At 55.7% G+C, this 22,300-nt stretch carries 22 protein-coding genes; 12 read left to right on the top strand and 10 right to left on the bottom strand.

Annotation, left to right across the window (positions count from 1 at the left end; all coding sequences use genetic code 11):
* Positions 1–281: 281 nt before the first annotated feature.
* The gene (locus BR04_RS00110) at positions 282–872 is read right to left on the bottom strand and encodes a 1-acyl-sn-glycerol-3-phosphate acyltransferase (protein ID WP_496353943.1); all 591 of its coding nucleotides are present in this window, start codon (positions 870–872) and stop codon (positions 282–284) included.
* A gap of 8 nt (positions 873–880) precedes the next feature.
* Positions 881–2,320 (bottom strand): 23S rRNA (uracil(1939)-C(5))-methyltransferase RlmD, encoded by a 1,440-nt coding sequence (gene rlmD / locus BR04_RS00105; protein ID WP_496353942.1) that lies wholly within the window; start codon positions 2,318–2,320, stop codon positions 881–883.
* Between the two features lie 112 nt (positions 2,321–2,432).
* Between rlmD and BR04_RS00100 the strand changes: the two genes are divergently transcribed.
* The 4 genes from BR04_RS00100 to BR04_RS00085 all read left to right on the top strand — a co-directional run bounded on the left by BR04_RS00100 (position 2,433) and on the right by BR04_RS00085 (position 6,863).
* Complete coding sequence (locus BR04_RS00100; RefSeq protein ID WP_496353941.1) at positions 2,433–3,215, top strand: alpha/beta hydrolase; 783 nt, start codon at positions 2,433–2,435, stop codon at positions 3,213–3,215.
* Positions 3,216–3,252: 37 nt separating this feature from the next.
* Complete coding sequence (glpX, locus tag BR04_RS00095) at positions 3,253–4,239, top strand: class II fructose-bisphosphatase (protein WP_496353940.1); 987 nt, start codon at positions 3,253–3,255, stop codon at positions 4,237–4,239.
* 67 nt (positions 4,240–4,306) lie between these two features.
* Positions 4,307–5,011 (top strand): Fic family protein, encoded by a 705-nt coding sequence (locus tag BR04_RS00090; RefSeq protein WP_496353939.1) that lies wholly within the window; start codon positions 4,307–4,309, stop codon positions 5,009–5,011.
* 364 nt (positions 5,012–5,375) lie between these two features.
* Positions 5,376–6,863 carry a leucyl aminopeptidase gene (locus BR04_RS00085; protein ID WP_496353938.1) on the top strand — a complete coding sequence of 496 codons (1,488 nt, stop codon included), beginning with the start codon at positions 5,376–5,378 and terminating at the stop codon, positions 6,861–6,863.
* Positions 6,864–6,949: 86 nt separating this feature from the next.
* Here BR04_RS00085 and BR04_RS00080 read toward each other — a convergent pair whose 3' ends face one another.
* Positions 6,950–7,723, bottom strand: coding sequence for an MBL fold metallo-hydrolase (locus BR04_RS00080; protein ID WP_496353937.1), 774 nt, complete (start codon positions 7,721–7,723; stop codon positions 6,950–6,952).
* Between the two features lie 506 nt (positions 7,724–8,229).
* Between BR04_RS00080 and BR04_RS00075 the strand changes: the two genes are divergently transcribed.
* Positions 8,230–9,609 (top strand): OmpP1/FadL family transporter, encoded by a 1,380-nt coding sequence (locus BR04_RS00075; RefSeq protein ID WP_496353936.1) that lies wholly within the window; start codon positions 8,230–8,232, stop codon positions 9,607–9,609.
* 95 nt (positions 9,610–9,704) lie between these two features.
* Here the strand turns inward: BR04_RS00075 and BR04_RS00070 are convergent, their stop codons facing one another.
* Both BR04_RS00070 and BR04_RS00065 read right to left on the bottom strand, forming a co-directional pair.
* Positions 9,705–10,334 (bottom strand): hypothetical protein, encoded by a 630-nt coding sequence (locus BR04_RS00070; RefSeq protein ID WP_496353935.1) that lies wholly within the window; start codon positions 10,332–10,334, stop codon positions 9,705–9,707.
* A 48-nt stretch (positions 10,335–10,382) separates the two neighbouring features.
* Entirely contained in the window at positions 10,383–11,456 is a 1,074-nt protein-coding gene (locus BR04_RS00065; RefSeq protein WP_496353934.1) for an AI-2E family transporter, read from the bottom strand.
* Between the two features lie 377 nt (positions 11,457–11,833).
* On the opposite strand from BR04_RS00065, the gene BR04_RS00060 reads away from it, so the two are divergent.
* The 5 genes from BR04_RS00060 to BR04_RS00040 all read left to right on the top strand — a co-directional run bounded on the left by BR04_RS00060 (position 11,834) and on the right by BR04_RS00040 (position 17,743).
* Entirely contained in the window at positions 11,834–13,060 is a 1,227-nt protein-coding gene (locus tag BR04_RS00060) for a quaternary amine ABC transporter ATP-binding protein (RefSeq protein WP_496353933.1), read from the top strand.
* A complete protein-coding gene (locus BR04_RS00055) occupies positions 13,053–13,880 on the top strand; it encodes an ABC transporter permease (RefSeq protein ID WP_496353932.1) in 828 nt (275 codons plus the stop codon). The genes BR04_RS00060 and BR04_RS00055 overlap by 8 nt, the downstream gene beginning before the upstream one ends.
* Before the next feature lie 24 nt (positions 13,881–13,904).
* Positions 13,905–14,762: a glycine betaine ABC transporter substrate-binding protein gene (locus tag BR04_RS00050; protein ID WP_496353931.1), complete on the top strand. Its 858-nt coding sequence runs from the start codon at positions 13,905–13,907 to the stop codon at positions 14,760–14,762.
* Between the two features lie 187 nt (positions 14,763–14,949).
* On the top strand, positions 14,950–15,750 hold the full coding sequence (locus tag BR04_RS00045) for an undecaprenyl-diphosphate phosphatase (protein ID WP_496353930.1): 801 nt from the start codon (positions 14,950–14,952) through the stop codon (positions 15,748–15,750).
* A 268-nt stretch (positions 15,751–16,018) separates the two neighbouring features.
* Positions 16,019–17,743 (top strand): methyl-accepting chemotaxis protein, encoded by a 1,725-nt coding sequence (locus tag BR04_RS00040; RefSeq protein ID WP_496353929.1) that lies wholly within the window; start codon positions 16,019–16,021, stop codon positions 17,741–17,743.
* Here BR04_RS00040 and BR04_RS00035 read toward each other — a convergent pair.
* Positions 17,730–18,842, bottom strand: coding sequence for a tRNA nucleotidyltransferase/poly(A) polymerase-related protein (locus BR04_RS00035; RefSeq protein ID WP_496353928.1), 1,113 nt, complete (start codon positions 18,840–18,842; stop codon positions 17,730–17,732). The genes BR04_RS00040 and BR04_RS00035 overlap by 14 nt on opposite strands.
* Before the next feature lie 33 nt (positions 18,843–18,875).
* Here BR04_RS00035 and cysK point away from each other — a divergent pair, with 33 nt between their 5' ends.
* Positions 18,876–19,808: a cysteine synthase A gene (cysK, locus tag BR04_RS00030; RefSeq protein ID WP_496353927.1), complete on the top strand. Its 933-nt coding sequence runs from the start codon at positions 18,876–18,878 to the stop codon at positions 19,806–19,808.
* Between the two features lie 121 nt (positions 19,809–19,929).
* Here the strand turns inward: cysK and cas2 are convergent, their stop codons facing one another.
* The 4 genes from cas2 to BR04_RS00010 all read right to left on the bottom strand — a co-directional run bounded on the left by cas2 (position 19,930) and on the right by BR04_RS00010 (position 22,074).
* Positions 19,930–20,208, bottom strand: coding sequence for a CRISPR-associated endonuclease Cas2 (cas2, locus tag BR04_RS00025; RefSeq protein ID WP_496353926.1), 279 nt, complete (start codon positions 20,206–20,208; stop codon positions 19,930–19,932).
* A gap of 2 nt (positions 20,209–20,210) precedes the next feature.
* Positions 20,211–20,504, bottom strand: coding sequence for a hypothetical protein (locus BR04_RS00020; protein ID WP_496353925.1), 294 nt, complete (start codon positions 20,502–20,504; stop codon positions 20,211–20,213).
* Between the two features lie 3 nt (positions 20,505–20,507).
* Positions 20,508–21,230, bottom strand: coding sequence for a CRISPR-associated endonuclease Cas1 (gene cas1, locus BR04_RS00015; RefSeq protein ID WP_496353924.1), 723 nt, complete (start codon positions 21,228–21,230; stop codon positions 20,508–20,510).
* A 403-nt stretch (positions 21,231–21,633) separates the two neighbouring features.
* Positions 21,634–22,074 (bottom strand): hypothetical protein, encoded by a 441-nt coding sequence (locus BR04_RS00010; protein WP_496353923.1) that lies wholly within the window; start codon positions 22,072–22,074, stop codon positions 21,634–21,636.
* 46 nt (positions 22,075–22,120) lie between these two features.
* Here BR04_RS00010 and BR04_RS00005 point away from each other — a divergent pair, with 46 nt between their 5' ends.
* On the top strand, positions 22,121–22,246 hold the full coding sequence (locus BR04_RS00005) for a hypothetical protein (RefSeq protein WP_496353922.1): 126 nt from the start codon (positions 22,121–22,123) through the stop codon (positions 22,244–22,246).
* Positions 22,247–22,300 lie beyond the last annotated feature (54 nt).

The following is a 22,300-nucleotide window of genomic DNA, read 5'->3' as shown; positions in this document are numbered from 1 at the left end:
ATCCCCGGGCACAAAGACTTTTCCCTTCCATGGACAGCAGGCCAGAATTCAGGAACCGGAAATTTCTACTCTGAACGTGCAATGATGTCGGCAGTCAGGCTGAGTTGTATCAGGGTGCAGAGGGTGCATCTCGGATGGGTGATATCGTTTTTACAGAATAGGCAATTTTTCAGATACTGAAAAGTCCGCTTTGCCCCCATCGGCAAAAAGATAAAAAGGCGGCTTCCCTGTTCAGACGGGAAGGACGCCTTCTTTGAAGAAAAAATGCCTGAAATGAAACTTCAGGGCCTCGGGCTGGTCTGCCCATCGTCCTTTAAAAGGGCCGCCATATCCAGGGGAAAGGTGTAACCGGCATCGGCATAGATCTGGCGGATACGGAGAATATCCGCCACCTTGTCCTCTCCCGGAACAAGCTCTCCCAGCCAGCGCGTAGTCTTGTGATCATTGTCCAGATACCAGCAGAGAATGGACACATTGGCCGCCTTGGCAATGTGCCAGAAGCCGGTTTTGATGGTGGGGACATCCTTTCGTGTCCCTTCGGGAACAATGGCAAGCAGAAAATGCGCCCTCTCTCTGAAAACCTGAACCATCTGCTCCACAACACCATTGGCCGACTTCCTGTCCACGGGAATACCGCCGAGGGTCTTCAGAAAAAGGGAAAGGGGCCAGCGGAACCATTCCTTCTTGATCATGATATGCCCCGTTCTCCTTACAATCTTAAACCCCATGAAAGCCCGGATCGTATCCATGTTGCTGGTGTGGGGAAAACCGATAATCACATGCTTTTCCGAAAAATAGGACGGAAGGGGTTCAAAACGCCATCCCATGAGCTTGTAAAAGAACCTGCCGAGAAGACTCAAAAAAAGTTTCATGTCTGCTTTCACTCCCTGGTCTCTGAAGGGGTTTCAGAAAAAAGACCTGATCCGGCATTTTTCCGCCGCAATCTGGCTACGGCCTCAATATGAAAGGTATGGGGGAACATGTCCACGGGCTGCACCTCCAGCACCTCATAGGCATCCTTCATCATGGCAAGGTCTCTGGCCATGGTGGCGGGATTGCAGGACACATAGACCATGCGCTCCGGGGCAAGGGCCAGAATCCGGGCCACCACATCCGGGTGCATCCCCGCCCTCGGCGGATCAATGATGATGACGTCAGGCTTCACATCCAGCCCCGGCAGCACATCCTTCATGTCACCCAGAAGAAAACGGCAGTTTTCCACCCCGTTTTCAAGGCAGTTCCTGCGGGCATCCGCCACCGCACTTTCCACAATCTCGATACCGGTGATCTCAGAGGCCTTTTCGGAAAGGTAGATGGGAATGGTGCCCGTTCCGGAATAGAGATCCAGCACCCTCTCCCCTCCGGTCAGAGCCGCATATTCCGCGGTTTTGGCGTACAGCCCTTCCGCCGCACGGGTGTTGGTCTGAAAAAAGGAATTGGCGGAAATCTTGAACCGGAAAGGCCCGATGGCATCATAAATGGCCGCCTCTCCGGAAAGCAGGATCTCCTCTTCTCCGATGGCAACCCCTGCCTTGCGGCGGGTCACGTTGTTCACCACCGAGGTCACGGAAGGAAAGGCCTCCCGGAGGCGTTCCGCAAGGGGCTTCAAAAGGGCTTCATCCGGTTCCTTTGTAACGAGATTCACCATGAAAACATCATCGGCCACACTGTGACGGAGGGTGACAAAACGCCAGAAGCCCTCATGGCTTCTCAGCCCGTACATGGGCCGCCCCGAAGCAAGGATCTCTTTTCGGATAAAGGCCAGAATCCCGTTGGCCATTTCCGGCTGAATATGGCAGCGCTCAATGTCCAGTACCCGGTCGAAGGCGCCGGGGACATGGAGACCAATGGCGCTGTCCTTTTTGATGTCCGGATTCTGAAGCTCTTCCGGCAGAAGCCAGCGGCTGTCCGTACAGGTGAATTCCATCTTGTTTCTGTAATGAAAAATCTCAGGAGAAGGCAGGGCCGGATGAATCACCACATCCCGGATGCCCGCCAGATGTTCCAGGGCTTCGCCCACCTGACGGGTCTTGTATTCCAGCTGTTTTTCATAGGAAAGGTACTGCCACTTGCAGCCCCCGCACCAGGATGCATAGGCGCAGGGAGGCGTCACCCGATCCGGAGACGGGGACAATACCTCAAGGGCCTTTGCCTCGGCATGGCGTTTTTTCTTCTTGAAAATCCGCGCCCGTACCCGGTCTCCGGCCACGGCCTCATCCACAAAGACCGCCATGCCCTCCACTTTGGCCAGTCCCCGGCCTCCAAAGGCCATGTCCGTGACATCCAGCTCCAGTTCCTGCTTTTTTCTGACACTGCACATAGGGAATCCACTCTGCTTAAGGTTCTTGGAAGTGACAAAACAAAAAGTTTTTTATATAGTCCTTTGTTTTATGGAAAAGCAAGACTACAAGAATGATACCAATGAGGAAACCATGCAAGAACAGTCTGAAAACAAAGAACATACGCTCGAACGTACGGAAGCCCTGCGCTTTGATTCCAGGGGATTTTCCCTTTCCGGTATTCTCCATATGCCTGAAGCCAAAAACCCGCCGCTGGTCATCGGCTCCCACGGTCTTTTAAGTGATGCCCATTCCGCAAAACAGGTGGATCTGGCCAGAAGCCTTGCCGCTTCCGGAGTCGCCTATTTCCGTTTCCATCACCGGGGTTCCGGAGACTCCGAAGGAAAGCTTTCCGAAACCAGCCTTGATACCCGGGTGGAAGACCTTGTGGCCGCCTGGGAGATGCTTTCCGCAAGAAAGGATCTGGGCCGCCCCTTCGGGCTTTTCGGCAGCAGCATGGGAGCGGCCACCTGCATTGCCGCCTGGTCCGTCATCCGGCCTGCGGCCACCTTCCTTGTGGCCCCCCTGATCAAAGGCCGGGTACTCCTGCAACAACCCCCCGAAGACATCCAGACCATTTTAGAAGAAACCGGCCTGCCCGAATCCTTTTTCAGGGAAAACCTGAACTTTGACCTCACCGAACGCATCCCCGCCATGCGCAACGTCTTTGTGGTGCATGGCACCGATGACAGGGTGGTGCCCGTGGACGAAGGCCACAGGGTCTATGAGCTGGCTGCGGAACCCAAACGCTTCATCGCCTTTGAAGGGGGCGATCACCGGGTCAGCCATCCGGGCCACCAGAAAATCCTTTTCAAACGTGCCTTTGAATTCTTTGAGGAAAAACTGACCCTGAAGGCCAAAACCTGCGGTCTTTAAAAAAAGTTTCATGCATCCCGCAACGAAAGGAAATCCCGTGGAAATTCCCCAACGCAATCTGGCCATGGATCTTGTGCGCGTCACCGAATCCGCAGCCCTGGCTTCGGCCCGCTGGCTGGGCAGGGGTGACAAAAAAGCCGGAGACGGGGCCGCCGTAGATGCCATGCGCCTCTCCTTTGCCGCCGTTCCCGTGGAAGGCCGCATTGTGATCGGAGAGGGCGAAAAGGACGAAGCCCCCATGCTCTACAACGGGGAGACCGTGGGCAACGGCAAAGGCCCCATGGTGGACGTGGCCGTTGATCCCGTGGAAGGCACAAGCCTTCTGGCCTTTGGCAGACCCAATGCCATCTCCGTGGTGGGCCTTGCCCCCTATGATGCCATGTTCAACCCCGGCCCCAGTTTTTACATGCAGAAACTCGTGGTTCCCGAGGCGGCAAAGGACGTGGCGGATCTCGATGCCCCTGTTCCCGAAAACCTTGCAAAAATTGCAAAAGCCCTGGGCAAGCGTGTGGACGACCTTGTGGTCTTTGTTCTGGACAAACCCCGGCACAAACCCCTCATTGAGGCCATCCGCAAGGCCGGGGCCCGCATCCAGCTCCACACGGACGGGGATGTGGCCGGAGCCCTCATGGCCATTGATCCGGACTGCGAGGTGGATCTCATGATGGGGACAGGGGGCACACCGGAAGGGGTGCTGGCGGCCTGTGCCATCCGGGGCCTGAACGGTGAGATGCTCACCCGGCTTGATCCCCAGAGCAGCGAGGAAAGGGAATCCCTCTTTGCCGCAGGCATTGACATGAACAAAATCCGCTCCGTGAAGGATCTGGTGAAAAGCGAAGATGTGTTTTTTGCCGCCACGGGCATTTCCGGCGGCACCTTTCTTCCCGGCGTGCGCTACACCGGCACAGGGGCCATCACCGAATCCCTGGTCATCCGGGGCCGGACCGGCACCATGCGCTATGTGCGCTCCATCCACAACTTAAAAAAACTTCAGCAGTTCAGCGCCATCCAGTACGGAGGCTGAAGCCCCCAAAGGGGCAGCTTCCTTTCCGGGAGGCTGCCTCCTTCATCCCCCTTCATTCGAGGGTCATATGCAGAATCTTGTGCAGGATCTTTTCTGGAACATGCCCCCAAACCGGGCAAAAGCCCTCATGCTGGCCCGCAGACAGCTTGCGGAACTGGTCTGGGATGCGGTGAATCTGGAGGGAATTGCCTTTACCCTGCCGGAAATCCAGACCCTGCTCGATGGTATCACCGTAGGAGGCCACAGAATCTCGGATCAGCAGGTAGCCCTCAACCAGGCGGAAACCTGGCGCACCCTCTTCCGTCTGGTTGATCAGAACCGCTTTGAGATCACAAGGGAGCTGGTCTTGAGTCTCCACGCCATTGCGGGAAAGGAAGAGGCCATGGAATGGGGATGTTTGCGCTCTGGAGGTGTGACCATTTCCGGTACGGACTACATGCCGCCGGAAGCCGCCCTTCTTCCCCGGCTTTTTGAAACCATGCTCCTTGATGCCAAAAGGCTTTCCGATGTGTACGATCAGGCCATCCATTATTTTCTGACCATGGCAAGAAACCAGTTTTTTTACGATGTCAACAAGCGTATGGGCCGCTTTGTCATGAACGGCTTTCTGCTGCACCATGGGTTTCCCATCATCAATCTGCCCGCAAAACGGCAGCTTGAATTCAACACCCTCATGCTGCGTTTCTATGATTCAGGGGATCAGACGGAAATGAATGCCTTTCTGCGATCCTGCCTGGATCCCCGCATTGTTGCTATTTTTAAAGCCTCTTAAACGGTTTCCGGGCCTGAATTGCTCCCTCACCCCGACCGTTCACCCTGAGCCTGTCGAAGGGTGAGCCAAAAAAAGACAAAGGTCATCCCTTTTGCTTTTTCGTCACGGTTCGACAAGCTCACCGTGAACGGTGTGAGGGAGACAAACGGTTCGACAAGCTCACCGTGAACGGTGTGAGGGAGACAAAGGGCGAATCCATCCCTTAGGGAGATGAAAATTGCCAATATACCTCATTGAAATCTGATTCTTCATTTCAGACGAGAGCCGTGAACTTCACGGACGGCATATCCTTATTTTTCAATTTCATAAAAAACAGCAAAACCTCCGCCATCCGCATATTCCCAAAATTTAAGGAAAAAAAAACATGCTCTCTGTACAAAAAGCCCCTGCGATTTCCGAAGGCCCGGCCACCCGTGTCCTTTTTGTCTGTGAAGACGGCCCCCTCTATACCGAGAAGAACAAGGCAACGCTCTGTGAAAGAATCCGCAGCCTCCCGGAATTCGGGGGCAAGGCGGAAAAAAGCTATCCCCTTGCAGCACCAGCAGAGCTGCCCCTTTCCCGCATCCTCATGGTGGGTCTTGGCAAAAAAGAAGAGCTGGACAGCGAAACCCTGAGAAAGGCCGCAGCCCTGGCCGTTCAGGCCGCCATGCAGGCAAAGGAAACCCGGCTCGGCCTCCATCTTCCGGATCTTCTGCCCGAAACCCAAAGAGAAAACTTCATTACCGCCATCCTGGAAGGCCTGGTGCTGGCCAACTACCGCTTTGACCTTTACAAAAAGGAAGCGGAGCTGAAAGCCCTTGAAAGCCTCCTCCTGCTAACGGAAGAAGAACCCGAAGCCGGACTTTCTGCCCTGGCTTCCCGCATTGAGGCCGTCTGCACCGCCACCCATCAGGCCCGATCCTGGGTGTCCATGCCCTCCAACGACAAACGGCCCCAGGCCTTTGCCGACATGCTTGCGGACGCTGCGGAAAAAGAAGGCCTCAGGGTGGAGCGTCTCGGAAAAAAAGAGATGGAGGCCTTAGGTTTTGGCTGCCTTCTCGCCGTTGCCCAGGGCAGTGACGCGGAACCCGCCCTCGTGGTTCTGCGCTACACACCGGAAAAACCCGCCTCCCGAACCGTGGCCCTTGTGGGCAAAGGAGTCACCTTTGATGCCGGTGGCCTGGATCTGAAGCCGCCTGCCGGTATGGAAGGCATGAAAATGGATATGGCAGGTGCGGCGGCAGTGGCGGCAACGGCCATGGCCATGGCCCGCACCCGGCCTTCCTTCAACCTTGTGGTTGCCATTCCCATTGTGGAGAACATGCCTTCTGGAACGGCCTGTCGGCCCGGCGATGTTTTTATGAGCTATGCGGGTAAAAGTGTGGAAGTGATGAACACGGATGCGGAAGGCCGCCTCATTCTGGCCGATACCCTGGCCTGGATTGCGGAAAAGGAAAAGCCTGATCTCATGGTGGATGTGGCCACCCTCACGGGAGCCTGCATGGTGGCCTTAGGCGATAACATTGCGGGCATTTTTTCCGAAGACATGGGACTTTCCCATGCCCTGGCCGCCGCAGGCGATGTCACCTTTGAGCGCTGCTGGCCCATGCCTCTTCCGAACGACTACAAAAAACTTCTGAAAAGTGAGCTTGCGGATCTGCGGAACGTGTCCACCTCCAAAAACGGCGGTGCCATCACAGCGGCCCTCTTTTTAAAGGAATTTGTGGGAGAAACCCGCTGGGTTCATCTCGATATCGCAGGCCCCGCCTACCTTTCCAAAGCTTCGGCCTACTGTCCTGCGGGCGGCAGCGGTTTCGGGGTCAGGCTTCTGCACCGGTTCCTCAGCGATCTTGAAGCTTCCGGAAAAATCTAATCAGCATCAGAAAAAAAGATCTGAAACAAAAAAGGGACACAGGGCAGCAGAGATGCCGCCTGTGTCCCCTGGATTTTACGAAGGCTTTACAAAAGGTGGGTTCGCAGCTCCGGAGAAAAACGGGTCAAAGGACGCAGGCGGCGCAGCATGGGATTCAGGCCCACGCCGCTGAGTCTTTTCAGAAGTCCGTCCACAATGTCTGCCATGCCGTCCACCTGTAGCATCCCGCCATGGGCGAGGATCAGGGTGTTCACATCCAGATTGCGGATACGCAAAAGACTTTCCGCCATTTCATCGGGCATGGACACGGGAAAGGGAAGCTGAAAGCGCCGGTTCACGTATAAAATCACATCCGCCGCATACAGGGTTTTCGTCTCCTGATGGTAAAAAACCATGTCGTGGTTGGTGTGCCCCGGTGTGCTGAGGGCCTGCCAGTCCGGAAATCCGGGCAGAAAGTCCCCGTCCTTCAGGGCATAGTCCATGGCGACCCTTCTCCTGTAAAAAATATTCCTCCAGGGTTTTCCCATCACATAAACCACAAAGTACCCAAGGGAGATATCAATTTTGTGCTGCAAAAAGCCCCCGATACCCGCATACCAGCGGTTGATGCCTTCGGGGGCGGCAAGGGGCAGACCGTAGCGTCGGCTTAAAAGGGGAGCCGCCCCCGCATGATCCGGATGAATATGGGAAACCACCTGAAGCCTGACATCCGACCAGCTCTTTTTCAGCCCTTCCTCCAGAAAGGCCGTCATGGCTGCAATATCACAACGGCATCCACCATCCATGGCCAGAACCCTGCCATCCTCATAAACGGCGAAGAGAAGCGCCTGAATATACCCTTCCGCAATACAGATCTGCATATTCATTCCCCCTGAAACAATAAAGAAAAAGAGGCCTTTTTTCCTGTAGCTGAAAACGGGCAGCCCTGAGAACGGGCAGCCCATTGATCCGGTAAAAAAACAGGTCGCCTGCCCCCTTTTACGCGCAGCAGCCCCAAAAAACAGAATTCAAGCACCCGCAAGACAGTGTCTATTGTCTATCACGCCATATCCCAAAGCGAAATACAAAAGAGGCCCTGCCATTTCACTTGACAGCCCTAAAAATATCGGTTACCAAAGTGAACATCGTTATTCATAAATGAACATTCATATAATAAGCTTTGTCCCGACATTTTTTTTCTGATTACCCCCTGACTCAGCCAGGCAGCATTGTATCCATCGTTCCCACGCTGGAGCATGGGAACGGTAGCTGAGGTAGTAAGCTTTGCCCCGACAATTTTTTTGCAGATGTTCACAGAAAACAGTGTTCAGACCCAACAGTGTCGTTCATGCTCCCGTTTACCCATCCCTATTTTCCAAGGAGGTTCATGGTGACTCAAAGACTTTTTGCACTCACAGCAACCCTTATCCTTGCCGCTTCCGCAGCCTATGCGGGGTGTGTGGATACTTTCGGTATCGGCTCAAGGGCAACCTCCATGGGCGGTGCATTCTCCGCCTATGCCGATGATCCCTTTGCCGCCTATTACAACCCGGCAGGCCTGACCCAGATTCAAAGCCCCACCTTTGCCATGGGGGTGCATGTCATTGATCCGGATCTCGAGGTGAAGGGAATCCGTGTTGAGAATACCAACGACCCAAGATTCAAGGGAAAATCCTTTGATGTGCAGGATGATTTTCCCATTCTTGCCGCACCCCACCTGGGGTTTGCCATGCCCCTCAGCGACAGGATCAGCCTGGGACTTGCCGCCTACGCGCCCTGGGGGCTTGAAGTGGAGTGGCCTAAAAATCCGGCAAGCAACCCTGCGGTACACGACTCCTATCATTCGTATTATAAGCGCGTTGCCCTGACACCGACCATCGCCTACAGGGTCACGGATCGGCTTTCCCTGGGATTTGGGGTATCCATCGGCAAATCCGAGGCGGGTGGAGAAAAAATTGCATATTATTTTCAGGATGATACGGAAAAAGCAACTGCAACGGCCATGCTGAGCAGTCCGAACGTGGATGCTGCAACCAAAAAGAAGCTTCAGTCTGCCCTGATGATGGACGGCAAGCATGTGGAACTTGAAGTGGAGGATGACCTCAACTATTCCTTCAACCTCGGTATCCTGTACAAACCCGTTGAAACCATTGCCCTGGGACTGACCTACCGCAGCGAAACAGAAGCCGAATTTGAGGGCGATCTCAAGCTTGGAGGGACTAAAATTGCCAAGGCAACGATGGATTACAACCATCCCCAGCAGGTACAGGCCGGTATCCGCTATGCACCACACTCCCGCTTTTCCATGGAATTTGACCTGGTCTGGACAGAATGGGGCATCAACAAACGCCAGGTGGAAGACTTCTTTTTGAGTGCAGGCGGAACGAGCCAGAGCGCCTATGAACGAAACTGGAACAATACGCGCCAGATCCGCTTTGGTGCGGAATACCTCATGAATGACATCATCGCCCTGCGCTGCGGCTACTTCTATGATCCCAGCCCCATTCCCGATGACAGCCTGGATCTCATGTGGCCCGACGGGGATAAAAAAACCTACGCCATGGGCGCAGGGTTTACCTTCGGCAGCTTCACCCTGGACACCGTGTTGCAGTATACCGTGGTGGAGCAGGATCGTATCGTAGGGGGAGAATCCTCAAATCTGAACAAAAGTTTCAGCACAGCCCTCTATAACCGCGAAGCCCGTGTCCACGCCAAGGCGGGCGGTCATCTCCTCGGAGCCGGTATGACCCTCACCTATCACTTCTGATCCGATACAGAGCATCAGCCTTTCATCATGGCAGGGACGGGTTCTCCCGCCCTGCTTCACCGCTTCTCTCCCCAGAAAAGAATCCGTCCCCGGCTTCAGGCCCCCTTCATCCCAGCCCTCACATGCGTCACAAAAGAGGCAAATTCAAACAGATAGGCCTTCTTTTTTTCTTCAATGGCATCGTGGTAACGGTTGAAGGTGGGCAGGGCCCGGGCATAACTTTTCAGAACATCCCTCAGGGACGTGCCATCGGAAAGAACGGTGTCATCCTCAGCCCCCGGAGAAAACCCATATTTCAGGATCTCTTCCCTGTAGCGTTCCACAAGGGCGAGGTGATCCACATCCCTGGGATTGACGGCCTGAAAAGAGGCCAGGTGTTTGAGACCGTTTTCAATGGCGGAAAGCAGCTCCTCCTGACCGGAAACCACACAGCGCAGCGCCTGTACCTTGAAAGCAAGGCGTATCCAGGGTTCCGGATAGGGCAGAGCACTCCTGTCCGCCACATAGCTTTCTTTTTCTTCCAGCACTTCGAAAAAACGCTGCTGTAATTTCATACCCCAGGAAACCAGCCCCGGCCCCGCATCCCGCATACCCAGAAAGAGCTGTACCCCTTCCTCCTCCTGCAGGGCCACAAGGGCCTCGATACTCCCGTTATCCAGAGTCACATTCCCAGACGCCTGCCCCGCAGCATTCCCGGCAAACAGATTTTTGATCCAGTTCAGCATGACATCCCCTCCTTCACAGACAAGCCTGACAGAGCAGGCGGGTGAGCATCAGACGCATTCTTCATCCGTATGCAGTTTGGGCCAGGCATTGAAAATGGCTTTCAGCAGGGTGGCCAGGGGAATGGCAAAAAAAACACCCCAGAATCCCCAGATCCCCCCAAAAAACAGCACAGCCAGAATAATGGCAACGGGATGCAGGTTCACGGCTTCTGAAAACAGAAGGGGAACCAGCACATTGCCATCCAGGGCCTGGATAATCCCATAAACCACCATCACCCACACAAAATCAGGGCCGGTTCCAAACTGAAACAGGGCAATGAGGGCCACAGGAATGGTGACCACCGCAGCCCCGATATAGGGCACCACAACGGAAAACCCCACCATCAGGGCAAGAAGCTCCGCATACCCCAGCCCCAGCCAGGCAAAGGCCGCCCAGGTGGCAATGGCGACAATGAGAATTTCAATGAATTTTCCCCGGATATAGTTGGTGATCTGCTCATCCATTTCGTGCCAGACCCGGCTGATGAGCACCCTTTTTTCCGGCATGAGGGAGGAAACGTAGGCAACCAGTTTTTCCTGATCCTTCAGCATGAAAAAAACAAGAATCGGTACAAGAATCAGATAAATCAGCCAGGCCACCAGATTGGGAATGCTGGACAGGGAAAGGCTCACCAGCCACTGGCCAAGCTTCCGCAATTCTCCGCTGGCCTCCGTAAAAATCTGGACAAGATGCTGCTGGGAAAGAAACTGGGGATAGGCTTCCTGCATTCCCACAAACCAGACCTGGGCCGCCCGGGCCATGCCGGGAAGCTCCCGTGTCAGGCTGAGGAGCTGCTGCCAGGTCAGGGGAAGAAGCCAGAGAATCGCTGCCACAAGGCAGCCCATGAAAAAGCTGAAAGCCAGAATCACCGCCACAATGCGGGGAAGATGAAGGCGATGCAGCCCGTTCACCATCCCCTGAAGCAGAAAGACAATGACAAGGGAAAAAAGAAAAGGAGCCAGCATGCGGCTGAAAAAAATAATGGTCAGAAAAGAGGCCGCAAGCAACAGGGTGAAGATGATGGCTTCCTCATCGGAAAAATACCGGCGCATCCATTTAACGAGCACAGCTTTGAAAAGCATAGACCTCCGCCAGAGCTTCCTGAAAGATTTTAGGGTTCCTGTCCAGAATGGCAAAGCGATCCGACCCCGTCAGCTGTGCGTTGTACCAGATCTGAGGGCTGAGGGGCAAGCACCGTGGGGCAGTCCTTCCGGATACAGCGGGTCTGCCTCGCACAGAATGGCGGGGCTTCCGCCCTCATACGCATAGCAGACAATGCTAAAACAGAGAAATTTTTTACCGGTTTTTCCGATAAATACAGTGTCTATAGATGAATATCCGTCAATAGTTTGACACAACTATAATAGTACGCTATAAATCTAAATGCTCAGAATGGATGCACAGCTCGAAAAACCCGAAGCTTCCGAAGCACTTTCCTTTTCACGAAAACAGGATTTTTATGCTGAACTCTGAAAAAAACACCAAAATACGGATCGAAGGACTTACCAAAATCTTTGGCCCGAAAAACCAGATCCCAGAAGCACAAAAGCTCCTGGAGCAGGGCAGAACCAAGGGAGACATCCTCAAAAAAACCGGTTGCGGTGTCGGGGTCTCCAAAGTGGACTTCACCGTTTCTGAAGGAGAAATCCTTGTGATCATGGGGCTTTCCGGGAGTGGAAAATCCACCCTGGTACGCTGCATCAACCGCCTGATCCAGCCCACATCCGGTAAAATCTTCATTGATGATGAAGACATCACCGCCCTTTCACCGGAAAAACTCCGTCAGATACGCCTCAGCAAACTGGGGATGGTTTTCCAGAATTTTGCCCTTTTCCCCCACCGCAGCGTCTGCCAGAACGCCGAATATGGTCTGGAGATTCAGGGCATGGCTGCCGCCGAAAGACGGGAAAAGGCCATGACCGCCCTGGAACAGGTGGGGCTGAAGGGCTGGGAAGACCAGTACCCCCACAACCTTTCCGGCGGTATGCAGCAGCGGGTGGGGCTTGCCCGCGCCCTGGCACTGGATCCCGACATCCTCCTCATGGATGAGGCCTTCAGTGCCCTTGACCCCCTCATCCGTTCCGATATGCAGGATGAACTGATCCACCTTCAACAGAAACTGCAAAAGACCATTGTCTTCATCAGCCACGATCTGGATGAGGCCCTGAAAATCGGAGACCGGATCGTTCTCATGAAGGACGGCGAAGTGGTGCAGATCGGTACGGCCGAGGAAATCCTCACCAATCCGGCCACAGCCTATGTGGAGCGGTTTGTGGAAAATATCGATATCACGCGGGTTCTCACCGCAGAATCCGTCATGATCCGCCCCAAGGCCATGGTCTCCCCGGAGGTTCACGGCCCGAAAAGTGCCCTGCGTTTCATGCAGAAAGAAGGCTTTTCCCAGATATTTGTCCACGACAAACGCCACCGGGTTATCGGCATCCTTTCCGCAGAAGCGGCATCCGAGGCTACGGCCAGGGGGGAACGGGATCTCACGCGCATCATGGAGAAGGACTTCCTCCATGTCAGCCCGGATACCCCGGCTGCGGATCTTATCCCCATCCTGGCGGGCATTCCCCATCCCCTTCCCGTTCTGGACAGCGAAGGCCACATGCTGGGTATTATTATCCGGGGTTCCCTTCTGGCAGCCCTGGCCGAAAAAGGAAGGAGCAGCGACCATGCCTAGAATTCCCCTCGGTGACCTCATCGAGACCCTCATCCAGTTCCTTGTCACCACCTTTTCCTTTCTCACCATCGCCTTTACCAACGTGATGGAGGGAATCATTTCCTTCATGGAAAAGGGGCTGCTCCTGCTGCCGCCCTGGCTGTTCATCCTCCTTGCAGCGGCCCTTGTCTTCTGGCTGACCCGTAAAAGAGGACTGGCCCTCTTTACCCTGGCAGGACTCCTCCTCATCTGGAATATGGAACTGTGGAGCGCCACCATCAGCACCATCACCCTGGTGCTCATCGCCACCCTTACCTCCCTTTGCATCGGCATTCCCATCGGTATCGTGGCGGCCTTAAGCCCCCGCATCAACCGCGTGGTGCAGCCCGTGCTGGACGTGATGCAGACCATGCCCGCCTTTGTCTATCTCATTCCTGCCATTCCCTTTTTCGGTCTTGGCAAGGTGGCCGCCATCTTCGCCACCCTGATTTTTTCCATGCCCCCTGCCATACGGCTCACCTGCCTGGGAATCCAGCAGGTTCCCAAAGATCTTGTGGAATGCGCCGATGCCTTCGGCTCCAGCAGATGGCAGAAACTCTTCAAGCTTCAGCTCCCCATGGCCACGCCCACCATCATGGCCGGGGTCAACCAGACCGTCATGCTGGCCCTCTCCATGGTGGTCATCGCCGCCATGATCGGAGCCAGGGGACTTGGCGGTGAAGTCTGGCGGGCCATCCAGAGGCTTCAGATGGGCAGCGGCTTTGAAGCGGGGATTGCCATTGTAATTGTCGCCATTGTTCTGGATCGTGTACTCCAGCACCTTGGCACCCAGAAACCATAAGTTGACAGAAGGAGAAATACGACCATGAGACACACAAAGAAGCTCGCCATACTGGCAGCCCTGATCAGCCTCCTTTTCCTGGGAAGCAGTCCGGCTCTCGCCCAGAAAAAACTGCGCCTTGCCTATGTGGAATGGGACTGCGCCGCAGCCAGTACCCATCTCGTGCAGGCCGTACTTCAGGAAAAACTGGGCTATGAGGTGGAAATTCTCCCCGTGGCGGCAGCGGCCATGTGGCAGGCCATCGGCACGGGCAATGTGGACGCCATGGTTACCGCCTGGCTTCCCGTGACCCATGCGGACTACTATGCCAGGGTGAAAAACCGGGTAGAGGATCTCGGCCCCATTGTGGGAGGTGCCAAACTGGGCTGGGCCGTTCCCGCCTATGTCACCATTGACTCCATTGGAGAGCTCAATGCCCATGCAGGCAGGTTTAAAAACAAAATTATCGGCATTGATCCGGGAGCCGGTCTGATGCGCCTTTCCGAACAGGCCATGAAGGACTACGGGCTGAACAAACTGGAACTTATGGAAGGCAGCGGTGCCACCATGACCGCAGCCCTGGATACGGCCATCCGCCGCAAGGAATGGGTGGTGGTGACGGCCTGGTCTCCCCACTGGATGTTCGGTAAATGGAATCTCAAATATCTGAAAGATCCCAAAGGGGTTCTCGGTGAGGAGGAACAGATCCATACCATCGTCCGCAAAGGCCTGAAACAGGACAACCCCGATGCGTACAAAGTGCTGAAAAACTTTGCATGGAAAGATCCGGGCCAGCTTCAGATGGTCATGGCCTGGGATCAGGAACCCAAAGCAGACCGGTATGAAAACGCGAAACGCTTTATCCGGGAAAATGAGGCCCAGGTGAAAAGCTGGCTGCCCTGAGCTGAAAAAAGCCCCTGAACCTGAAAGGGGAGCCATCCCCCAGCAGAATCCGGGTCTCCGGAAAATATCAGAGGCCGTTCTCCGTAACGGCCTTTGATATTGACAAACTGCCCATAAAAAGCTTTTTTATCAGCCTTGTCCGCTTTCCTGCCCCCCCCACATCAACAGGATGAAAGGCTTTTTCCCCATGGGACTGTTTGAAATCACCCTCCTTGCACTGATTCAGGGGGTTACGGAGTTTCTCCCCATTTCCTCCTCCGCCCACCTCATTTTGCCCTCCGCCCTGCTGCACTGGGAAGATCAGGGGATGGCCTTTGACATTGCCGTACACGGGGGCACCCTGCTGGCCGTGATGCTCTATTTCAGGCAAGATATCCGCCATCTCATCACAGGATGGTTCAGCTCCCTTGGCGGAAACCAGACCCCCCATGGCAGAATGGCCTGGTTTCTCATCCTGGCCACCTTTCCCACGGCCCTTGCCGGTCTTCTGGCGGCGGACTTTATTGAGATGCATCTGCGCTCCCCCTGGGTGCTCGCCACAACGACCCTGATTTTCGGGGGCCTGCTCTGGTTTGCCGACGCCCGGGCAAAACAGCAGCTTGTCATGGAAAAAATGACCCTCCGTCAGGCACTGGTCATCGGCCTGATGCAGGCCCTGTCCCTGATTCCGGGCACATCGCGCTCCGGTATCACCATCACGGCAGGTCTCATGCTGGGCTTTGACCGGCAGAGTTCCGCCCGCTTTTCCTTTCTGCTTTCCATTCCCATCATCCTGCTCATCACCGTATACCAGGGCTACAAACTGATACGCCATCCCGAAATCTTTGATCTTTTCGCCCTTTTTACGGGGATGGGACTTTCCTTTGTCAGTGCCCTTCTCTGCATCCACTTCTTTTTGAAGATTATTGCCAGAATGGGACTGTTCCCCTTTGTCGTCTACCGTCTGATCCTGGGAACCGGTCTTTTCATCTTTCTTTTCTTCTTCTGATTCCAGGGAATCCCCTGCCCCGGACAAAATGGATTTCCGCCTGGCATCGGCCATCGAGCCGGGTGGCAATCCGTAAAAAAATCCGCCCCCCTCCCTCCGCGAACATTGTTTCACACAGCGTTTTGTGTTAGCACTCAGACAGAAGAAACACCTTCGTCCAGCGATGGCGGGTTTTTCTCCTGCCCGGATTCAGGACGCCCTGTGCTGCCCCTAAGAGCTTCCACACCATCCAGTCCCCCGTTTCAACCCTCTGAAAAAAGGATTCCCCATGCTGAATACCTTCACCATCCGCCAGCGCATGACCGCCGTCCTCATCCTTGTGGGGCTCATCCTCATCACCATGTTCTGGGCCACCTTCCGGGCAGCCCACACCGCACGGGACATCGGCATCCATGAAACAGGCCTTGTCATGCAGGAAGACCAGAGGGCCAAAATCCAGGTGGCCACCCACGCCCTGGCCCTGGCGATGGGCAAGGTGGCACTGGAAATCAAGGCACCGGAGGAACGCATCCGTATTTTCCGCGAGATGCTCCAGGACGTCCGCTTTGAAAAGGACAGCTCCGGATACTTTTTTCTCTACAGGGACACCACCAACATGGCCCTGCCCACCCGTCCCGATCTGGTGGGAAAGGATCTGAAAAACACGAAAGATGCCAATGGCGTTTATTTTGTTCAGGCCTTACGGGATGCAGCCCGAAAGGGCGGCGGTTTTGTGGAATACATCTTTGACAAACCGGGCCATGGCAACCAGCCCAAGCTTTCCTACGCAGAACCCGTACCCGGTACGGACATGTGGCTGGGTACCGGCATCTATATCGACAATATCGCAAGGGAACAGGCCCGCATTGAAACAGCAATCAACGGGAAGGTACAGAGCTGTCTCTTCTGGCTTGCGCTTATCATGGGAATCTTCATTCTCATTTTCTTCTGTGTGGCCATCCTCACCACAAGGGAGGTGGTGCTCTCCCTCAAACGTACGGCAAAGCTGCTGGAGCATCTGGCCTCAGGCACAGGGGATCTCACCCGGCGTATGCCCGAAGATAAAAAAGACGAAACCGGAGAAATGGCCAGATGGATCAACCGCTTCATCGGGCAGATTCATGACATGGTCTCCCGCATCCGCGAAAATGCCAACAGCCTGCACAGCGCCTCAGGCTCCCTGCGTCAGGAATCCGCATCCCTGGCCGGAGGCGTCCGGACCGCCGCCCAGGGTACCAAAGCTGTCCGGGATGCGGCCTCCACCATGAAGGACAACATGGGCAGCATTGCTTCGGCCATGGAAGAAACCGCCACCAATACCTCCATGGTTGCCGCAGCCACCGAAGAAATGAGCAGCACCATCGATGAAATCGCCAAAAATGCGGAAGAAGCCCGGCGCACCACAGGCACTGCCGTACAAAGGGCTTCGGAAACATCCCTGAAAACAACGGAACTGGGGAACATCGCCATGCAGGTGGGAAAGGTGACGGAAACCATTTCGGAGATTTCCGCCCAGACCAACCTCCTGGCCCTGAACGCCACCATCGAGGCCGCCCGTGCCGGGGAAGCGGGCAAGGGATTTGCCGTGGTCGCAGGAGAAATCAAGGCCCTTGCAGAACAGACCGCCAAAGCCACGGAAGACATCCGGCGCATCATCACCCTGGCCCAGACCCTTTCCCTGGAAGTCGGGGAAGATGTGGGGCAGGTCACGGTGGCCATTGCCGCCATGGACGATATTGTCAACGCCATTGCCACTGCCGTGGAAGAGCAGTCCGCAGCCACACGGGAAATCTCCGGCAATGTGCTTCAGGCTTCGCGGGGGATTCAGGAAGTCACTGAAAACATGACGTCCCTCCATCGCCTGGTGGGAGAAATCTATACGGATATTGATGCCGTGAGCGGTGCGACATCAAAAATCACCGGAACAGGAGATACGGTCAACGCCCGTGCGGAAGATGTGGCCACCATGGCGGGCAGCCTCGAAACCCTCGTCAAACGTTTCAGGCTGGACTGACACTCCGGGTTTTCAGGGCCTGACAGCGCAGATCCCGAAGGCGCTGTCCTGCCCGGATTCCGGAAAGCCCATGGTTCTCAGGAAGATGGACGGCAAGCAGGGTATGCAGATCCCCGGCTGCCATGTCAAAAAAATCTTCCCCATGATCCGCCCGTACCAGAGCAAACAGATCCTCCAGAAGATTTTCCCGGTGCAGGGCAAGCAGAAGATCCACACGGGTGCCGGGCCGGAGACTGTCATAACGACCTGCCACCATATGGTACTTTGCCGCCAGCCCCCCTGCTTCCACAAAACGCCCGGGAAGACGCAGCCTTTCTCCAAATTCCCGCGCCATGGCAATGCCCGCCACATCGTGTCCATGGTGACTGGGCCATTTCTCCCGGGCCGTGCCAAGTTTGCCCAGATCATGGCACAGCCCCATCCAGGCCCGGAAGGGCTGTCCGCGAAGCCCCTCCACCACCTCCAGAAGATGTTCAAAAAGCGACCCCCTGTGATAGGGTACCGGCCCGGCCGGAACGCTCAGGCTACTTTTCATCTCCCTGAACCAGGGATCAAGACAGTCCGCATCTGCAAGAACCGTAAAAAAACGGGAGGGGGCTTCCCCCCCAAGGGCCATGCACAGCTCCCTGCCCACCCGCTCCGGAGCCGGTTTTTCCAACAGAGGGGCGATCTGCTTCATGGCGGGCAGCAGCTCCGGTGCAGGCGAAAACTCCGGAAGAACCGCCAGAAAACGGGCCGCACGGAAAACCCTCAGGGGATCGTCCCGAAAACTCTGCGGGCCTGCGGGACGCAGCACCCTGTTCCTGAGGTCGTCCAGGGCCAGAGGATGGGCATACAGCTGCCCCTCTGCATCTTCGGCCAGGGCATTGATGGTAAAATCCCTTGCCAAAAGGTCATTTTCAATGTTGTCTGCCTGTGACAGAATGTATTCATCATGACCGACCCGATAGACGGGAACGCCCTTCCCCTGCTTCCGGGCACGGGGAAAGGCCTGGAAAAAGGAGGCTTCCCCTGCTCCGATCACCACAAAATCCCTGTCCTTCACAGGCCGTCCGAGCAAACGGTCCCGGATGCTGCCCCCCACACTATAAATTTTCATATCCGTCCATTCCCAACCCCCAAGGAGATATCCATGGCCCTCTTCCCCCATATCCCGGCAACCATCGGCAGCACCCCCCTGCTGGACATCAGTACCCCCGTGATGAAAGACCGCGGGACAAGGCTTCTCGCCAAGCTCGAGTTTTTCAATCCTCTGGGAAGTGTGAAAGACCGCATTGCAGAAGGCATACTTTCCGAAGCCGCACGCCTGGGACACATCGGCCCGGGATCGGCCATCATCGAACCCACCAGCGGCAATACGGGCATTGCCCTTGCCGCCATCTGCGCCGCACGGAACTACCGCCTGACCCTCACCATGCCCGAAAGCATGAGTCTTGAACGTAAAAAACTGCTGCGTTTTCTGGGTGCCGAACTCATCCTTACACCGGCAGCAGAAGGTATGCAGGGTGCCATTGCCCGGTCAAGGGAAATTCTTTCCCGGAATCCGGAAATGTTCATGCCCGATCAGTTCGCCAACCCGGCCAACCCCGCCACCCATGAAAGGACAACGGCGCCGGAGATGGATGCGGAAACAAAAGGAGAAGCCCATGCCCTGGTGGTGGGGGTGGGGACGGGGGGTACCCTCACCGGCATCGGACGGTATTTTAAAAACCGCTATCCGGAATTCCGGGTCATTGCCGTTGAACCTGCGGAATCTCCCGTGCTTTCCGGGGGCAAAGCGGGCCCGCACCTGATTCAGGGCATCGGGGCAGGCTTTGTCCCTGCCAATCTGGACACCGCCCTCATTGACGAGATTGTGGCCGTAAAAAGCGAAGACGCCCTGAAAACGGCGGCAATGCTGGCCCGTTCCGCAGGGATTCTCTGTGGCATTTCATCGGGCGCTGCGGTCTTCGCCGCCCACAGTCTGGCCCTCAGACCGGACTTTGCCGGAAAAACCCTGCTGACCCTGCTCCCCAGCACAGGCGAGCGTTACCTCAGCACAGCCCTTTTTGAACACTGCTCCTGATGCCGCCCCGGCTTCAGCCACCTTTTTTCAGCGTTCCCTGGTTCCGGCCCGGGAACGCTCCGTTCAGGAAAAGCCAGTCCTTACACCTCAAGAAAGCCTCCCCCCCATCCTGCATTTTGGCCTACACCGCCCCGAAGATCTCCATATCCGGCATCAGCCCCAGGCCGTCACAGCGGATTTCCCGGATGCAGGGCCTGCACAGGGCGTAATACCGCACGGAATCCGTATGCATGTGGATCTCCCTTTCGATGCGGGCCCGCATCTTCCGAAAAGCCGCTTCCGTGAGCAGCGGACACTCATACACGGATTTCTGCACCCGCAGGCCATAGCCCTGAAGCACCCGGTTGACCCGGTAGCGCACCCGGTTATCCGATATGTCAAAACAGACCAGCACGAACATGGCTACACCTTCCACAGAAAGGGTGTATAGGGCCTGTTTTCCACAAGCCAGCCCCCAAAGGCCCGCACCTGATGGCGGATCACATCCCGGATGGATTTGGGGCTTTCATCGGGCGGCCAGGCGATGCGGCTTTCCAGAAGCCTTTCCCAGGCCGCAATGACCCTGTGCCGGGCCTTGGGCATCATGCGAACGGATGTCCCTTCCTCCTCTTCCCCGTCCTTTTCCGTCACAAAATCCCCGGGCTGCACCCCGTTGCAGTTGATGAGGGTCAAGACCAGCCTGTCCACGGCAAACACCCGCTACTCTTCCATGAGATCACAGGCCAGGGCCGGTCTGCCCGGAGCCAGCTCATGCAAAGAGCCTAGCCAGGGATCCAGCCCTTCTGTGAGGATGGCAGACAGCACTTCGGCAAAGAGCACCGTATAAAGATAGGACAGCATGGCATTCACGGGATCTTTGGGCGGTCTGCGGTTCCGGCCCTGAAACCGGAAGGCGGGGTTCTGGATCAGCCCGGAAAAGGCCTGAAAATACATGCGGGATGCGGCCCCCTCCAGACCCCGCAGACGGGCGGGATCCCGGTCTTCCTCAAGAGGAGAGCAGGCTTCAATGCGCAGGACGGATTGCAGAAGATCCCGGTTTCCCAGGGTTTTTCCCCTGTGTTTCAGGTAGAGGCTGAAGGTTGCCACCTTGCCCGCCACCAGAATGGCACTCATCTCCAGACTGGAGTTTTCACAGGAAAGCTTCCGGTACTGGGCCATGCGCCGCTCCACATGGCTGCCGGGATCGCCCAGGATGACTGCCCGGAACCTGCCGTCCGGTGTGGCAAACACCGTATCAATGCCCCGTTTCACGAGAAAATCCAGAAGCCCGGAAGACAGGGAGGAACGCCCCAGCAGCACAAGCCGCTTCAGCCCGCCGAGGGGAATCCTGTCCTGAACGCGGCCCTCCCGCATCACAAGAAGGGCCTCCCCCTCCCGCTTCAGCCAGGAACCTGACGACAGAACGTAAAGCACTTCTTTCATGGCAGCACCTCCCCGCAATGGTGGTGGGATGGCATTTCAAGGCCTTTACGGAAAAGAACACGGCACCGGAAGGGATTTTTTCAGGAAAAAAGGAAGGGGATAGCGGAGGTGTATGGGGGGGGCAGTCTCAATCCCCTCTAATCGGGGCCTGATCGTGAAGAGCTGCCGGAATATCGCATATGCTTTTCTGATTGCTACCCCGACTCAGCCATGCCGTCTGAGGTGTTGTCTCTGCCTCCATACATTTTCCCTGAGATGTGAGAACAGACGCAAAATTTACTTTTGCAGCATAAAATCCATCGTTCCCACGCTCCAGCGCCTTGAACCCGCAGAAGCTGTCATGGCCCCAAAAAACGGGGGTGAGTGACACTGAAAAAGATAACTTCCTTAGCCCTTGCCCGCTTCATCCCCTCTTCCAACAGCCAGCGCCTTCTCCGTGGATACGATAAAAAAGCCCGTAGTTCCTGTTTACCGGTAAGCCTGTCCTGCCACATCCGGACAAAGGCATCGGGCCTTCCTTGAAAACGCTCCATGAAATGGCGGATACGCATTCCGTCCACCTGCCTTTTTCTGGCCTGCCCAGGGCCTGGTGCAGCTCCGGGCTTCGCAAAAGACGGCGGGTTTCCGCATCGGCCCCCTCCTCCAGAAACCTTGCTTCCAGGCGCTGAAGAAGAAGGTCGGAAAAACCGGGACGTGCCTCCGGGGAAGAATCACAGGTGGGGCCACAAAGGGAAGCAGGGATGCCGTCATGAAAGACTCCTTTCTTTTTTTGAAGACCACAAAGCCTTAAGAAGAAAGGATCGGAACTGGGGAGGGGGTTTTCATGAAAAAACCATAATTCCATGGAAATCCATTCTCAGATACCCGCTTTTTCTGCTAAGGTATTTTCCATGAAACCAGAACACCATCCCCACGATACGGGATACAAGCTCTTTTTTTCTCATCCGGAAATGGTTCGGGATCTTCTCTCTGGCCGTAACTACTCCAAAAGTCCGGGCATGGGTAAAAAAAGCTAAACATTCTCAGCCTGATCTGATAAAGCAAGAAGCATGTTAACACACGACGCCATA

The sequence above is a fragment of the Desulfobotulus sapovorans DSM 2055 genome, from assembly GCF_059569355.1.
The sequence above is the reverse complement of the archived record's forward strand: the minus strand, read 5'-3'. Positions and strand labels throughout refer to the sequence as shown.

What these genes read in the sequence shown, in the direction of transcription:
- rlmD (WP_496353942.1), bottom strand. Translation starts at nt 2,320, where the DNA reads ATGTGCAGTGTCAGAAAAAAGCAGGAACTGGAGCTGGATGTCACGGAC.
- BR04_RS00040 (WP_496353929.1), top strand. Translation starts at nt 16,019, where the DNA reads ATGCTGAATACCTTCACCATCCGCCAGCGCATGACCGCCGTCCTCATC.
- BR04_RS00010 (WP_496353923.1), bottom strand. Translation starts at nt 22,074, where the DNA reads ATGGAATTATGGTTTTTTCATGAAAACCCCCTCCCCAGTTCCGATCCT.
- cas1 (WP_496353924.1), bottom strand. Translation starts at nt 21,230, where the DNA reads ATGAAAGAAGTGCTTTACGTTCTGTCGTCAGGTTCCTGGCTGAAGCGG.
- BR04_RS00045 (WP_496353930.1), top strand. Translation starts at nt 14,950, where the DNA reads ATGGGACTGTTTGAAATCACCCTCCTTGCACTGATTCAGGGGGTTACG.
- BR04_RS00090 (WP_496353939.1), top strand. Translation starts at nt 4,307, where the DNA reads ATGCAGAATCTTGTGCAGGATCTTTTCTGGAACATGCCCCCAAACCGG.
- BR04_RS00035 (WP_496353928.1), bottom strand. Translation starts at nt 18,842, where the DNA reads ATGAAAATTTATAGTGTGGGGGGCAGCATCCGGGACCGTTTGCTCGGA.
- BR04_RS00100 (WP_496353941.1), top strand. Translation starts at nt 2,433, where the DNA reads ATGCAAGAACAGTCTGAAAACAAAGAACATACGCTCGAACGTACGGAA.
- BR04_RS00060 (WP_496353933.1), top strand. Translation starts at nt 11,834, where the DNA reads ATGCTGAACTCTGAAAAAAACACCAAAATACGGATCGAAGGACTTACC.
- cysK (WP_496353927.1), top strand. Translation starts at nt 18,876, where the DNA reads ATGGCCCTCTTCCCCCATATCCCGGCAACCATCGGCAGCACCCCCCTG.
- BR04_RS00110 (WP_496353943.1), bottom strand. Translation starts at nt 872, where the DNA reads ATGAAACTTTTTTTGAGTCTTCTCGGCAGGTTCTTTTACAAGCTCATG.
- BR04_RS00055 (WP_496353932.1), top strand. Translation starts at nt 13,053, where the DNA reads ATGCCTAGAATTCCCCTCGGTGACCTCATCGAGACCCTCATCCAGTTC.
- BR04_RS00065 (WP_496353934.1), bottom strand. Translation starts at nt 11,456, where the DNA reads ATGCTTTTCAAAGCTGTGCTCGTTAAATGGATGCGCCGGTATTTTTCC.
- BR04_RS00050 (WP_496353931.1), top strand. Translation starts at nt 13,905, where the DNA reads ATGAGACACACAAAGAAGCTCGCCATACTGGCAGCCCTGATCAGCCTC.
- cas2 (WP_496353926.1), bottom strand. Translation starts at nt 20,208, where the DNA reads ATGTTCGTGCTGGTCTGTTTTGACATATCGGATAACCGGGTGCGCTAC.
- BR04_RS00070 (WP_496353935.1), bottom strand. Translation starts at nt 10,334, where the DNA reads ATGCTGAACTGGATCAAAAATCTGTTTGCCGGGAATGCTGCGGGGCAG.
- BR04_RS00085 (WP_496353938.1), top strand. Translation starts at nt 5,376, where the DNA reads ATGCTCTCTGTACAAAAAGCCCCTGCGATTTCCGAAGGCCCGGCCACC.
- BR04_RS00075 (WP_496353936.1), top strand. Translation starts at nt 8,230, where the DNA reads ATGGTGACTCAAAGACTTTTTGCACTCACAGCAACCCTTATCCTTGCC.
- BR04_RS00005 (WP_496353922.1), top strand. Translation starts at nt 22,121, where the DNA reads ATGAAACCAGAACACCATCCCCACGATACGGGATACAAGCTCTTTTTT.
- BR04_RS00080 (WP_496353937.1), bottom strand. Translation starts at nt 7,723, where the DNA reads ATGCAGATCTGTATTGCGGAAGGGTATATTCAGGCGCTTCTCTTCGCC.